This is a genomic window from Psychrobacter nivimaris (genome assembly GCF_043419765.1).
In the GTDB taxonomy this organism is placed as follows: Bacteria; Pseudomonadota; Gammaproteobacteria; order Pseudomonadales; family Moraxellaceae; genus Psychrobacter.
Window position 1 is genome coordinate 167,299 of sequence record NZ_JBHOFX010000002.1, and the last position, 14,063, is coordinate 181,361.

Sequence of the window (14,063 nt, forward strand, 5' to 3'; positions counted from 1 at the left end):
CACCTCTGGTGGGCGATACCAGCGTACTCCATGCCCCTGATAAAACAATAGCATACATTGATACATGAACTGGCTCAAATGAATAAATTGTCCATATAGACTACTTATAATAGGTAAACCCATCCTCTGCTTTATACTTCTTTTTTGCTCGCTCTATACAGCCTAATCTTCTCCCAAATATAAGACTATAGTCCTATTTATAGACGATGTTATTAGCACCTTATCAAGCGATAGCCGTACCTTGCTCAAACATAGTATATTTAAAATTGATTCAGTAATTCATTGTAATAGAAATGATTATCATTATAATAACCATTTAAATTACATGCTGGAAATATTCATGCAACTGTCTCGCTTATCTGCTGCTTTGTTTCGTCTTAATTCTCTGAATGTGTTTGGCGCTTCTCTACGATTAGCGTCCATACCTTCACGCCTAGTATCAACGAAATCGCTACCTCTAAAATCTCTATGTTCAGTCATTATACTAACCACAAGTCACTCGGCATGGGCAATAGTAAATGATGCAGATGCTCAAACCACCCCTAATGTGGTACTTGATACTATCGTCGTAACCAGTAGTGCTGATGCGTCAGCAGATGGGTTACCTAGCGCATATGAAGGTGGCCAGGTGGCAACAGGCAGCCGCGTTGGACTCTTGGGCAACCAAGACATCATGGACACGCCGTTCTCTACCACCTCATATACCAATGAATATATCGCCAATCAGCAAGCGCAAAGTGTGGGCGATCTACTCAAAAAAGATCCTACTGTTCGTGTGGCAAGAGGTTTTGGTAACTTTCAAGAAGCCTACTTCATGCGTGGCTTTATCACCACATCAGATGACACCATGTACAATGGTCTATACGGCATCTTACCTAGACAATATATCGCAACTGAATTGTTTGAACGGGTGGAAGTCCAGCGCGGTGCCTCAGCGATGTTAAATGGCGCAGCACCCAGTGGCGGTAACGCAGGTGGTACGATTAACTTATTACCGAAACGTGCTGGTAACGAGCCACTACGTCAGCTAACGATTGGCTATGGTCAAGGCGACCAAGGTAAGGTCGCGGTAGATGTCAGTGATCGCTTTGGTAGCGATGATGCTATTGGCGTTCGTTTTAATGCTGCTTATCAAGATGGTGACAGTGCTATCGACGATGAATCATCGACCTTGGGTTTGGCTGCTCTTGGTTTGGACTATAGAGGGGATCAGTATCGCCTATCAGCAGATTTAGGCTGGCAAGACAATAAGCTGTCAGAGACTCGTCCTAGTGTCAATCTTGGTGGGGTGTCTAGTGTGCCAAATGCTCCAGACGGCTCAAAAAATTGGGCGCAGCCTTGGAGTTATTCAAACGAGGAGGATGTCTTTGGTACGATTCGAGGAGAATATGACTTTAATGACAATATTACCGCTTATGGTGCTTATGGTGTGCGAAATGGCGAGGAAGAAAACTCACTAGCCACTTTAACTGTCAACAACGTTGATGGTGCGGGTACAGTTTATCGCTTTGACAATACTCGAGAAGATAAAGTACAAAGCGCCGAGCTCGGTCTGCGTGGTAAATGGCAAACAGGTAAGATTGATCACAATTGGGTACTAGCCGCCGATCTTTATGATCAAGAGGAAAAAGGCGCTTACGCTTTTGACTTTGGTAATCAACCCGCGACTAATTTGTACCATTCTACCGACTACGCTGAGGTCCCTTTTACAAGCACAGCAATCTTCGGTGGTAACTTAGACGATCCAAAACTAACCAACAAAAAGCAGTTTCAAAGCTTTGCGTTAGCAGACACGATCTCACTGTTCGACGATAAGCTAAAAACTACGGTAGGCGTGCGTCATCAGAACTTAAAAACCACCAGCTATGATGCTAATACACAAGCAGAAACTGGTAGTTATGATGAAAGCGCATGGACACCAAGTGTCGGTATCGTTTATCAGCCAACAATGGACTGGTCTGTGTATGGTAATTATATCGAAAGTCTAGCACCAGGAAAAAGAGCGCCTCTAACTAACGATAATGGCGCTGTCACTAATGGTGGTCAAAATCTAGATCCGTACGTGAGTGAGCAAACTGAACTGGGTGTGAAATATGACAATGGCATGATTGGCAGTAGTCTCGCTGTCTTCCGAACTGATGAACCGCGTGGTTATATCAACAACTCAAATACGTTTACTGCTGCTGGAGAAAATCGTCATCAAGGTGTGGAGCTGACTGTCTTTGGTAGCCCAGGTGAAAATATGCGCCTCAATGCTGGTGTTACTTACTTAAGTGCTAAGCAAAAAGACACTGGTGATAGTGCATTAGATGGCAATCGAGTGATTGGTGTGCCTACTTTACAGAGCAATGTCAACCTAGAGTATGATTTAGCCGCAGTTGAAGGACTGACATTAACGGGTGATATTATCCACACAGGCTCTCGTTATTCGGATAATGCCAATACCTTAAAAGTTGATGGTTATACTACCTTAGACCTTGGTGCACGCTATCGCACTATGCTGGCAGGGCAAGACGTTACTTTAAAAGGTATGGTGACCAATGTCACAGGTGAAGATTATTGGCAGTCAGTGGGCGGTTATGCAGATTCAGGCTATCTAAATGCAGGTGAACCAACGGCCTTAAAAATATCGGCAACGTTCGATTTTTAAGATTTACTAGTATGCTTTATTAGCTTCCATAAAAGGGATTAGGCGCGACCTACTCCCTTTTCTGCTATCAAAAATTTATTTTATTACTGAGTTACTATGTCTTCTCGTACCACAGCGTCTTCTCATACCACAGTGTCCTCTCATACGACCGCTTCTTTATATCATATGATTTGGGCGAATTATCGTCTCCCTTTTCTCAAAGTCATTCTGCTAAATCTGGTCAATGCCGCTGTCAGCGTCGGTATAATTGCCTATATCAATCACACCTTTATCAGTCAGCCAGTATTTGACACTTTATCTTGGCTTAGCTTGGGGCAGTTTTCACTGCTAGTGTTGTTACTGTTAGTGACAACATTTTTGTCACAATATGCATTGACGCGATTGGGGCATCGATTTGTCTATGAGCTTAGAACCAAATTGGTCAAACAAATCATCGATACCGCCGTGCCTCAGGTAGATCATTTGGGTAGTGCACGCTTACTTGCCAGCTTATCCTCAGACATTCAATCAATTACCGTTGCTTTTGTTCGTATGCCAGAGCTGGTACAAGGTATCATTTTGTCTGTTGGCGTCGGGCTATATCTGGGCTGGTTGTCGTTGCCTTTATTGTTTATTGTCATGTTTTGGATTGTGATGACGATTTGGATAAGTACTATATTGGTCAAGCATGTCTATAAGCATTTGACTGAATTAAGAGAGATTAATGACGCGTTATATCAGGATTATCAATCGATAATAGAAGGTCGAAAAGAGCTAGCTCTTAATCAACATCGAGCAGAAAAACTGTATACAGATGATTTTTTGGCTCATGCCAAATCGTACGAGAAGACCGTAACCAAGTCTGATACTTTTCATTTATCAGCGGTGAACTGGTCCAATATTATGATGTTCGCATCGATTGGTATCGTGTTTGCAGTGGCCAATTATCTCGATATTCCGATGGGAGTTGCTACTACTTTTTCTTTGACGATTTTGTTTATGCAGTCGCCGCTCCTACATGCGGTTGGCGCTTACCCAACATTGCAGACCGCTCAAGTTGCGCTAGAAAAGATACAGTCTTTAGAATTGGCCGAGCATCAGCCAAGCTTTGCGACAGATACTGTTGCACAGGACTGGCAGTCCATAACTCTGAATAATATCAATTATCGCTATGTAGGTAGTAGTAGTCATGCACTAGACACAGCGGTTAATGATAATGCTCAAAATAGCGATAACAGTGATAACAATCAGAACCCTTCCGATAATATCTTAAAGTCCGTCAATTTAACCTTGTGCCGAGGTGACGTGGTTTTCTTAATCGGTGCGAATGGTAGCGGTAAATCCACCCTTGCCAAAATCATTACTGGTATCTTCACCCCCACTACAGGGACGGTACAAGTCGATGGACAAAACGTTAATTCAGAGAACAATGCCGATTTTAGACAGCTATTTTCTGCGATTTTTAGCGACCAACATCTATTTAAGCAACTGATTGGATATGAGGGCAATGAGCCTGATGCGGCCCTAGTGTCTGACTGGCTGCATAAGCTCAATCTACAAGAAAAAGTAAGTGTGTCTGACCATAAACTCTCTACAGATAAGCTGTCGCAAGGTCAGAGAAAACGCTTGGCCATGCTAATCGCTGTCGCCGAACAAAAAGACATATTACTGCTCGATGAGTGGGCAGCCGACCAAGACCCTGCTTTTCGTCGCGTGTTTTACCAAACGCTCATTCCTGAGCTAAAAGCCATGGGCAAGACACTGTTTATCATCAGTCATGATGACGGTTATTTTGAGCATGCTGATCGATTATTACTAATGAAAGAAGGCCGTCTCATTGAGCTAAATGCCGAAGAGCGACAGCGTGCCAGTAAAGATGCCATTGCTATGCTTAAGTAAGCAATGCGTTAACTACTAGCATGGACCGAGCTATTTCAAGCCCATAAAACGTTTGATCAACTTTAAGCTAAGTAGCAGTTAATCTGAGCATTTTTTGAAATAATCCGTTCTTAAAATCAGCATTTTTTAAGCAAAAAAAGGAGCGCCTTACTATAAGGCGCTCTTTTACTATATAAGGCACAACAGTATTCTGCTATTCGCTTATTTTAACCATTTCTGCAAAAACCCAACTCGAGAAATCACAAAGAAGTCTAATAGCGCGATAGCCACAATCGCAATAATAGCAGTCGGGAATATGATAGCCACAATTAATAAAGGAATAGCAAGCGGCCACCAGACGGAAACATTTAAGCCGCGAGCTGGTGGGTTTAATCCTACGTTATTACTCGCCTGACGAGGACGACGCTGCCACCACATGATATAGCCACTGACACAAATAGCGATTACCGCTAGGCAGAACAGCACATTAGCCAGTACGCTCCACCATCCGAGCGTGCCCATATGCAGCGCGATACCAGCCGCCATGAATTTACCAAACGCATTGTAATCATCAAAATGAATATCAGCTAAGACATTACCTGAATAACGGTCTATATGTACCGTACGATCTGCTGTCGGACTTTTCATATCATAGCTCATTGAATCTTGGCTAATGGTCCAGACGCCTGTACTACCTTGTGGTAGATTCAATTGATAACGCCCTTCAAAACCGATTTCACGAGCGTAGCGATCCACTGTATCAATCATAATCGGTATATTGGCGGCGATACCATCTTTGCCCTTGGTCGTGCCTGATACAGGCATTGGTGTCAACTCAAGTACCCAAGGAACTTCTTTGGTGTCGCTTGAGTTTAGAGCACTGCCATGCGTGGGTGCTTCAGTATGCGCTTCAGACGCTGCCGCACCATGTACATGCGGCGCTAGTGTAGACTCTTGCATCGTAGCGTGTTGACTGTGGTCAATCGATACCGGAACAGGCGCAACGCCCCACTTACCCGCAGGAAACTGGCTCCATGCTTGCACCACTCTTTCGCCCCATACACCTGCCCATGCCATGCCTGATATACAGAAAAACAGTAGCAGCACAGATATCCAACTACCCAATGTCGCATGGATCGTACGGATAAAAGCGCGTTTTTTCTTATTGGTTGCCCTCCCATTAGGTATCAACATCGCTTTGACTGATTTACGTTTTTGCCACCACAGATACCAACCAGACAAAATCATCAAAATAGTCAATGATGCCGCCGTTTCTAACAAGTAATCACCAACTTTACCAATCAGCAAATCACTGTGAATATCGTTAAACGTACTATAAAGACCGCTACTGGTAGGCACACTTTGGACGATATCAGCCGTATAAGGGTTGACTGCCACCATATTGCTTTGGTCGTCTGATTTTATCTGAAATAAAGCCACCGTATCGGTATCACGAGGGGCGATATATTTAATCAGCGTGCTATCAGGCAAGGTGCTCAGCGCGTTTTTTGCTTGAGTAGAGACAGGTGCTTGAACCGTAGACTCTGGCACGACAACCGTTAAGCGGTCGTTGTCACGTCCTACTGTGTTGGACATAAACAGCATACCGAGCGCCGTTATCGCCAAAACAACTAAAAAGGGAGCAACAAAAATGCCTGCATAAAAATGCCAACGCCACACTGTGAAATAGCGCTGGTTGTTGGTGGATTGGTTGGAGGGTGTGTCCATAAATGTGACCTTAAACAATCTTTGGTTGCTCAATAAACAACGTAAACCTATCGATAATAGTGATGTATCTGCTTGCAAGACCAATCTTAAAAAGTCTCGCAAAGAGCTAGCATGACGCCGTACAGTGACGTCGATACAGCGATGTAAAAACTCTTCTGTAAATAATTGTATTCAGAATGCTGCTGCATAATACGAGAAAAGCCTGACAAAAACCATCGTTTAAAATACATCGGTCAAAACAGTAAGTCTGCATGGCTCTATTCGCAATACTGCTTCATTTGCAATACTGCGCCTCTACCTTTTTAAGTTCTGCAAATACTTCTCAAAACTGTCGCGTTGTAATTTTTTAATGATAATAATTATCATTAGTGTTATTATTAGCGTCGTTGTAAATTTGCTTTAACTGTTATCAATAATATTTAATTATTTTAGTCCAAGAGGAAATCTGATGCGGTCTCATCTAACCACTAACGTCATTCGCAAAAAATATCTCACTACAGCAGTACAAATTGGCCTGATTATGGGTATGAGTCACGCCGCTTACGCTGTAGAGACGACAAACAATACTGAAAACGATGAGGCTGCTACACCATCAGCCACCTTAGATGCTATTACCGTCTACTCAGATGGCTATCGTAGTACTGGCACCAAAACTGCATTGGACCCAAACGATGCGCCAATGAGCTATACCAGAATCGATCAAGACCTGTTGCAAAAGCGTCAGGCAGATAGCGTCAATGCTGCATTACGTTATGAGCCAGGTGTAAGCTCTGAAAGCCGCGGTACGGTATCTGTCTTTGATGAGTACAATATTCGCGGGTTTAAAACCTATTCAAACTTTTATGACGGACTAAGACTGCCCTACGATGGCGCTTGGAATCTGATGCCACAAGTCGATGTCTATGCGACTGAAGCGGTAGAAGTCGTGAAAGGTCCTGCTTCATCCCTTTATGGCTATGCAGCACCCGGCGGTATGGTGAACCAAATAGCCAAAGCCCCTAAGAGCACTCAAGAAAACGAAGTACAGCTACGACTTGGCAATCAAAACCTAAAAGAAGTGGCCGTCGATAGTACAGGCCCAATCACAGACACCTTGGATTATCGCTTAGTCGCGCTAAAACGCCAAAAAGATGGGCAAATGCAAACCACAGAAGAAGAGCGATTGCTGATCAATCCATCGCTTAAATGGCAGGCAACTGATGATGTCTCAATACTTGCCAATCTGTTTTATCAAGATGATCCAGAGATGGTACCATCTACCCCATTGCCTGCTGTCGGCACCGTCTATAATGCAAGCTATGGCAAGCTCGACAGTGATGCCTATGCAGGCGACGACTGGAATAAATTTAGTAAAGAAGTATTTATGCCAAGCGTCACCGTGAACTGGGATATCAATGACCAGTTAACTTTTAAACATATCATGCGCTATACCGATGCCGAGGCGCAGCAACGCAATATGTATAACAGTGGAGGGTTTGTAGAGGGCAGTGACACGATTCTCAATCGCGTGGCTTATACCACGGATGAGAGCATGAATAACTGGACCACGGACAACCAGCTTGCCTATAAATTCAATACAGCTAACACCTCACACAATCTACTGTTCGGTGTTGAGTATCAAGAGACAGATAGTAGCGCGACTTACTATGATGCTGGGGCAGATGGCACGCCAAATCTTGATTTATCTAATCCAAATTATTCACAAATCAATGCTGACACTCTGCCATTAGATGCTTATCGTCAAGAGGAAGATATCGAACAAAGCCAGCTTGGACTCTATGTGCAAGATGAAATGAAATGGAAAGACTGGACTGTAGTGGCAGGCTTACGTCACGATAATTTTGACAGTATCACTGAGCAAACCAAAGCCACTGAAGGCGTCATCTATAGCGACAAAACAATTGACAATGATGCCTCAGAAACCAGTGGGCGTTTCGCTGCCATTTATGACCTTGGTAATGGTTTCTCCCCTTATGCCAGCTACTCGCAGTCATTCCAGCCAGTGGTCGGTAGTAACTTTATTACCAATGAACCATTTAAGCCAACCACTGCCGATCAAGTAGAAGCTGGGGTAAAGTACTTGTCAAAAGATCGTGCCACTCAAGGAACGCTTGCCGTATTTGATATCACACAAAAAAACGTCGTAGTAGCGGATGAGATCAACTACAGAAGCCAAACGCAAACTGGTGAAATTGAATCAAAAGGCTTTGAGATATCAGGCAGTCGCATGCTCAATGACTGGGTAGATCTCGCGGCAAGTTACAGCTACACCGATGCTGAGATCACAGAAGATGAGTTCAACCCTGATGTAGTCGGCAACACCCCTGCTCAAACGGCCAAACACAAAGCCACGCTATGGGCAGACTACTATGCCACAGACAAACTCACTCTAAATGCTGGCATTCGCTACGAAGATGGCATGCAGATTGATAAACAAAACTCTGATGACTTACCCAGTGTGACGCTGGTAGATGTCGGCGGCAGCTATCAGATCAACCCTATGCTGGCTGTGGGTGCTAGTATCAACAATCTGTTCGATAAGACCTATGTTGGTGCTTGTTACGACATCAATAACTGCTGGATGGGACCTGAACGTCAGATGTCAGTCAGCCTAAAAGCCAATTTTTAATCAAATTTACAAGCAGCGGGTTGGTGCTATTAGTAAGCTAACCCTTAACCCGCTGTTAGAAGGAAAGCATAATATGGCAAAACCTACTCCAAGAGAACTAGAAGTTATTGGCACTAGATACATTACGCCAAATATGTGTCGTGTCACGCTTGGCGGTGCTGGCATGGTTAATTTTCCTATCGATCAAGAAAGTGCTTATATCAAACTGATATTCCCTCAAGATGCAGGTAGCCGCCCACTGATGCGTACTTATACGGTGAGCGTGCAACGTGATGACGCAATAGATGTTGATTTTGCTTTACATGAGACGGAAGGACCTGCATCAGCATGGGCACGAAATGCGCAAGTCGGCGATCAAATTCTGATAGGTGGTCCAGGGCCAAAAAAGCTCATTAACAATGAAGCAGATTGGTTTTTATTGGTCGGCGATATGACCGCGCTACCAGCGATTACGGTCAACTTAGCCCTGTTGCCTACTGAGGCTCGTGGTTACGCGGTACTTGAAGTGACGACTGAGGCAGATCGTCAGACGCTCAAAAAACCAGAGAACGTCGAGATACATTGGGTGATTAATGCGCATCCAAATGCAGACGATAGTCCTTTACTGAGCTGTGTTAAATCTTTGAATTGGCTTGATGGTCAACCTGCTGTATGGGCAGCGTGTGAATTTCATAGTATGCGCGCATTGCGCCAGTACTTCAAAGTTGAGCGCGCGATACCAAAGACGCGTTTATATGTTTCTAGCTACTGGAAAGTCGATAGCACAGAGGATCAGCATAAAATCGTCAAAAGTCAGGATGCGCAAACGGAAGATCAGTAGTTACGTATTTCGAAACAAAAAAGGTGGGGCTAATATTAGCCCCACCTTTTTTATAGCCTGCTGTTTATCACAATTCAGCGGTCTTCATATTGCCCTCTTCCACCCGACTAATCGTCAGCCCAGTGAACCCGAATAGCAGTGTCAGCAGTAATGACAAATAACAGAAGAACGCATAAGGCAAGTAGTCTAATACTGGCACCCCTAACGCCTGACTGATAAATACCCCGCACACACTCCAAGGCACCAATGGATTAATCACCGTCCCCGCATCCTCAATCGTCCGCGACAAATTCTTAGGATGTAGATGTAGACGCTCAAACGTCGAACGAAATGCCGTACCAGACAATAAGATACTCAAATACTGCTCACCAATCAACACGTTAATGCTTAGTGCCGACATCGCTGCCGCAAATATCGCTCGCCCTGATGTCGTCAATGTGTCCTTAATACCAGATAGCAGTGCTGGCAGAATACCTAGTGCCGTTAACAGACCACCTAAGCTTAATGCCAGTATCACAATCGCCTGCGTAAAGAACATACTCTGTACACCGCCGCGCGACAGCATACCGCCTACTTCCCCTAGCTCTAATGACTCAGCAGGAGCATACCCTCCAAACAAGTAGCCGCCCAATTGACCAAAGCTTGGTGAACTATGTACATAAGTAATGATGAGTGCCGCAGCAATAGTACAGATAATTGTATAAATCGCATTGACCCGAAACAGTGCTAGTCCAACCAGTACCACAAACGGCAATACCGAGTACCCATGCACCAGACCACTGTCTATCAGTTGTCCTTGTAGCATGGTCACTTGACTCAGATCAGCACTGGTCGTTTGTCCTGAGAACATCCAAAACAAGATAACCGTCAGTACCCAAGCAGGAACCGTGGTGTACATCATATTGCGAATGTGCTCAAACAGATCGATGCCCACGACAGAAGAGGCAATCGTACAAGTATCAGACAATGGCGACATCTTATCACCGAAGAACGCGCCTGATACCACTGCCCCCGCTGCTATCGCCACGTTGGCATCAAAGGCATTACTCATACCAATAAATGCTACGCCAAGCGTTGCTGCAGTCGTCAAACTACTACCTAAAGCAATACCGATAATAGAGGTTAAGATAAAGGCAGAAATATAATAGTATTCAGGTGATATCAGCTGAAAGCCTACATACATGAGTGTAGGTATAGCACCTGACATCATTAGAGCCGCAACCATCAGTCCGATAAAGAAGAACAGGTAGATAGCACCAATACCACGCATGACACCTGAGGCCATTTGCGCTTGCATGTCATCAAAGCTGAGTCCTTTGTACATACCGATAGCCAGTAGCACACAGATAGCCAATATAAGAGATAGGTGCGGCACCCAGCCAAAACCGATCATGGTGATACCCATGATACCGATGACGATGGCGGATATGATAAAGGCGAGCTTGGCACTGATTAATGTGAGCGGTTTTGGTGGCATGACACATCCTTAAAATGCCAGTAAATACTGGCACTAAATTGGGTTTGATTTTAATTTTAGTGACTTGCTAGTGAAGCAACTTATTACTTATCGATTAAGTCATCGGTCTTAGCTGCCATGACGAAATCATTGCGATGCAAACCCTTGATACTATGCGACCACCAAGTGACCGTAGCCTTACCCCACTCTACCAATATACCCGGATGATGCCCTTCTGCTTCAGCGATGTCTGCCAGTTGATTGGCAAATGCCATTGCTGAGACGAAGTTTTTAAATTTATACTGACGCTGCAATTGCTGAATGCCATCTACTTCGATCAATGACCAATCAGGAATTTGCGGTAATAGTTCTCGTGCTTCGGCTTCATCGACTTTCGGTGCGCCAATGCGGCAAGCTTCGCAGCTGTTTTGTGATAGTGCTGTCATAATAAAATCCTTTTATAGTGGCTATTTTTGATGTCTGTTTTGCTAGCTATTTTCTAATACTCGTACGTCCATGTCGATATAGCTGTATTGCTATCTCAATACTTTGTACTGAAGTGATGATTTTCACGTTTAATTTTGAATTGACGTTTTTAATGAGTTTTTTCTGGATAGGTCGGCTCAAATAGTCCAAGCGACATAGCTTTTTTGACCGCACCCATGATGTCACTATTGACGATATCAAATAAGGTATCTAATTCATCAATGACATAGTAGATCGGCTGTATCTGATCGATACGATAAGGCGTCCGCAACACATCGAGCAAATCAAACGCTCGGTGCTCAGGTTGCGGTTTAGGCTGATGCTGTTTTGTATATCGAAGGTTTGATTGCTCTTGTGCTGTATGATCAAGTGCATAAACCGTTTCAGAAGGTGAGCTTAATATACCGCCACCATAGATTCTACGATTTTCCACGCGACTACCAACCAAGCCAAACTCGATGGTAAACCAATACAGTCGTGCTAAAAACCAGCGCTCTTCTTTCGTTGCGCTAAGACCAAGCTTGCCATACGTCTCATTAAACGTCGCAAACGCAGGATGGGTCAACAGCGGGCAATGCCCAACGATTTCGTGAAAAATATCAGGTTCTTCGATATAGTCCATGTCATCAAATCGACGAATAAAAGTCGCCACAGGAAAGGACTTATTGGCGAGCAGTTTAAAAAATTTACCAAAGCTGATTAATGCAGGCACAGCGGCGGTCTGCCAACCTGTGGTCGCTTGCAATACCTCATCGATATCATGCAACTGCGGGATATTCGTTGTCGGTAAATTTAACTTAGTCAAACCCTCTAGATATGCAGTACACGCACGATTGGGCGTTTGTTCCGCTTGACGTGCCAGCAGCGCTTGCCACATTGCATGCTCATCATCACTATAGTGAATATGACCATTGCTATCTGGCTGATGCGAGATATACGGCTGTTTCTTATTTGCTGCGTCAGGATGACTGGCCGCATCGTCGCTTTGCTTACTAGTAGCAACGCTATTGGTACCGATGGCAGTATTAAGAGAATCTATCTGTGATAGGCGTTCCATGCCTGTATTCCTTTTATCGCAATGAGAGCATTACCTTTGCAATCGTGCTGTTAGGTAATGCACCTATTAAGGACAACACAAACTCCTTTTGTCTTGTCCAATTGTTAGATGTGGTCTAAGCGTTAGATAATATTATAGGGCTTCAGTCTCTTGCTGACCGACTGTGCCGCGACGTACTTGGTCGCGCTCTATCGATTCAAACAACGCTTTAAAGTTACCTTCACCAAAGCCATCGGCATAATCGCCTTTACGCTGAATAAACTCAAAGAACACTGGGCTACCCAAAATAGTTTCAGAGAAAATCTGTAGTAGCAGACGCGGTGCACCGCCTTCTGTCGTACCGTCTAACAAGATACCACGCGTTTGCAAGTCGGCGACATTTTCACCATGGTTTGGCAAACGCTCGCTCAGCATTTCATAGTAAGCAGCATTTGGTGCGGTCATAAGCGGAATACCAGCCGCTTTTAGCTTATCGATACTGGCAAACAAGTCATCACTGGCTAGCGCAATATGTTGAATACCTTCGCCATTGAAGTGCATTAGGTACTCTTCGATTTGACCACCGCCCTGTTTGGCTTCTTCATTCAGTGGAATACGGATTTTTCCATCAGGTGCGGTCATGGCTTTACTGGTTAGTCCCGTGTACTCACCTTTGATATCAAAGTAGCGAATCTCGCGGAAATTAAAGATACGCTCATAGAATTTTGCCCAATACGCCATGCGTCCACGATAGACGTTGTGCGTTAAATGATCGATGACTTTGAAGCCATAGCCGACAGGGTTTCTGTCGATATCTGCAAAGAACTCAAAGTCGACATCATAGATAGATTCGCCATCTTTATAACGGTCAATCAAATAGATTAATGAGCCGCCAATGCCTTTGATAGCAGGCAATCTAAGCTCCATCACCCCAGTTGGTACGTCTACTGGCTGTGCGCCCATTTCTACCGCACGCTCATACGCTTTTTTGGCATCTTTTACCCGAAAGCCCATGCTACAAGCACCGGCGCCATGCTCTTCAACGAAATAACTGGCTTGGCTTTTTGGTTCGCGGTTTAGGATAAGGTTGATATCACCTTGGCGGTATAGCGCAACGTCTTTTGAACGGTGATTGGCGACATGGGCAAAACCAAGCTGCTTAAACAATGCGTCGACTGCATCAGGCTGCGGAGAAGCAAACTCGACAAAATCAAATCCATTTAGTCCCATTGGGTTGTCAAATAAATCTGCCATTGTAATTATCCTTAATTTCAATTGGTGGTAAAAAATCGGTTATTAGCGAAAATCTATAAAACGATTAATAATCAATCTTTATTGTTGACGTTGTATTTATATTAGATTAGCTTTATTTATAAGACTAATTGTTTTTTATGATTTATT

The 14,063-nt window shown here is 44.1% G+C and carries 9 protein-coding genes; 4 read left to right on the plus strand and 5 right to left on the minus strand.

Annotated features, from left to right (window positions below; genetic code table 11):
- Positions 1 to 340: 340 nt before the first annotated feature.
- Together ACHEVO_RS04145 and ACHEVO_RS04150 are read left to right on the plus strand one after the other, a co-directional pair.
- Positions 341 to 2,650 (plus strand): TonB-dependent receptor, encoded by a 2,310-nt coding sequence (locus ACHEVO_RS04145; protein WP_394124037.1) that lies wholly within the window; start codon positions 341 to 343, stop codon positions 2,648 to 2,650.
- A gap of 96 nt (positions 2,651 to 2,746) precedes the next feature.
- Positions 2,747 to 4,528, plus strand: coding sequence for a multidrug ABC transporter permease/ATP-binding protein (locus ACHEVO_RS04150; RefSeq protein ID WP_394124038.1), 1,782 nt, complete (start codon positions 2,747 to 2,749; stop codon positions 4,526 to 4,528).
- A 201-nt stretch (positions 4,529 to 4,729) separates the two neighbouring features.
- Here the strand turns inward: ACHEVO_RS04150 and ACHEVO_RS04155 are convergent, their stop codons facing one another.
- Positions 4,730 to 6,235 carry a PepSY-associated TM helix domain-containing protein gene (locus tag ACHEVO_RS04155; RefSeq protein WP_394124039.1) on the minus strand — a complete coding sequence of 502 codons (1,506 nt, stop codon included), beginning with the start codon at positions 6,233 to 6,235 and terminating at the stop codon, positions 4,730 to 4,732.
- A gap of 448 nt (positions 6,236 to 6,683) precedes the next feature.
- On the opposite strand from ACHEVO_RS04155, the gene ACHEVO_RS04160 reads away from it, so the two are divergent.
- A complete protein-coding gene (locus ACHEVO_RS04160) occupies positions 6,684 to 8,864 on the plus strand; it encodes a TonB-dependent siderophore receptor (RefSeq protein WP_394124040.1) in 2,181 nt (726 codons plus the stop codon).
- Positions 8,865 to 8,937: 73 nt separating this feature from the next.
- Entirely contained in the window at positions 8,938 to 9,684 is a 747-nt protein-coding gene (locus ACHEVO_RS04165; protein WP_394124041.1) for a siderophore-interacting protein, read from the plus strand.
- Between the two features lie 67 nt (positions 9,685 to 9,751).
- Here ACHEVO_RS04165 and ACHEVO_RS04170 read toward each other — a convergent pair whose 3' ends face one another.
- The 4 genes from ACHEVO_RS04170 to hppD form a co-directional block, all read right to left on the minus strand.
- Positions 9,752 to 11,161, minus strand: a complete 1,410-nt coding sequence (locus ACHEVO_RS04170) for a Na+/H+ antiporter NhaC family protein (protein WP_394124042.1) — start codon at positions 11,159 to 11,161, stop codon at positions 9,752 to 9,754.
- Positions 11,162 to 11,244: 83 nt separating this feature from the next.
- Positions 11,245 to 11,586, minus strand: a complete 342-nt coding sequence (locus ACHEVO_RS04175; RefSeq protein ID WP_394124043.1) for a 4a-hydroxytetrahydrobiopterin dehydratase — start codon at positions 11,584 to 11,586, stop codon at positions 11,245 to 11,247.
- 149 nt (positions 11,587 to 11,735) lie between these two features.
- On the minus strand, positions 11,736 to 12,683 hold the full coding sequence (gene phhA, locus ACHEVO_RS04180; protein ID WP_394124044.1) for a phenylalanine 4-monooxygenase: 948 nt from the start codon (positions 12,681 to 12,683) through the stop codon (positions 11,736 to 11,738).
- A 132-nt stretch (positions 12,684 to 12,815) separates the two neighbouring features.
- The gene (gene hppD / locus ACHEVO_RS04185) at positions 12,816 to 13,916 is read right to left on the minus strand and encodes a 4-hydroxyphenylpyruvate dioxygenase (protein ID WP_394124045.1); all 1,101 of its coding nucleotides are present in this window, start codon (positions 13,914 to 13,916) and stop codon (positions 12,816 to 12,818) included.
- Between the last annotated feature and the right edge of the window lie 147 nt (positions 13,917 to 14,063).

Coding starts and splice junctions, on each gene's coding strand:
- ACHEVO_RS04150 (WP_394124038.1), top strand. CDS start 2,747: ATGTCTTCTCGTACCACAGCGTCTTCTCATACCACAGTGTCCTCTCAT.
- ACHEVO_RS04175 (WP_394124043.1), bottom strand. CDS start 11,586: ATGACAGCACTATCACAAAACAGCTGCGAAGCTTGCCGCATTGGCGCA.
- ACHEVO_RS04160 (WP_394124040.1), top strand. CDS start 6,684: ATGCGGTCTCATCTAACCACTAACGTCATTCGCAAAAAATATCTCACT.
- ACHEVO_RS04165 (WP_394124041.1), top strand. CDS start 8,938: ATGGCAAAACCTACTCCAAGAGAACTAGAAGTTATTGGCACTAGATAC.
- ACHEVO_RS04155 (WP_394124039.1), bottom strand. CDS start 6,235: ATGGACACACCCTCCAACCAATCCACCAACAACCAGCGCTATTTCACA.
- hppD (WP_394124045.1), bottom strand. CDS start 13,916: ATGGCAGATTTATTTGACAACCCAATGGGACTAAATGGATTTGATTTT.
- ACHEVO_RS04170 (WP_394124042.1), bottom strand. CDS start 11,161: ATGCCACCAAAACCGCTCACATTAATCAGTGCCAAGCTCGCCTTTATC.
- ACHEVO_RS04145 (WP_394124037.1), top strand. CDS start 341: ATGCAACTGTCTCGCTTATCTGCTGCTTTGTTTCGTCTTAATTCTCTG.
- phhA (WP_394124044.1), bottom strand. CDS start 12,683: ATGGAACGCCTATCACAGATAGATTCTCTTAATACTGCCATCGGTACC.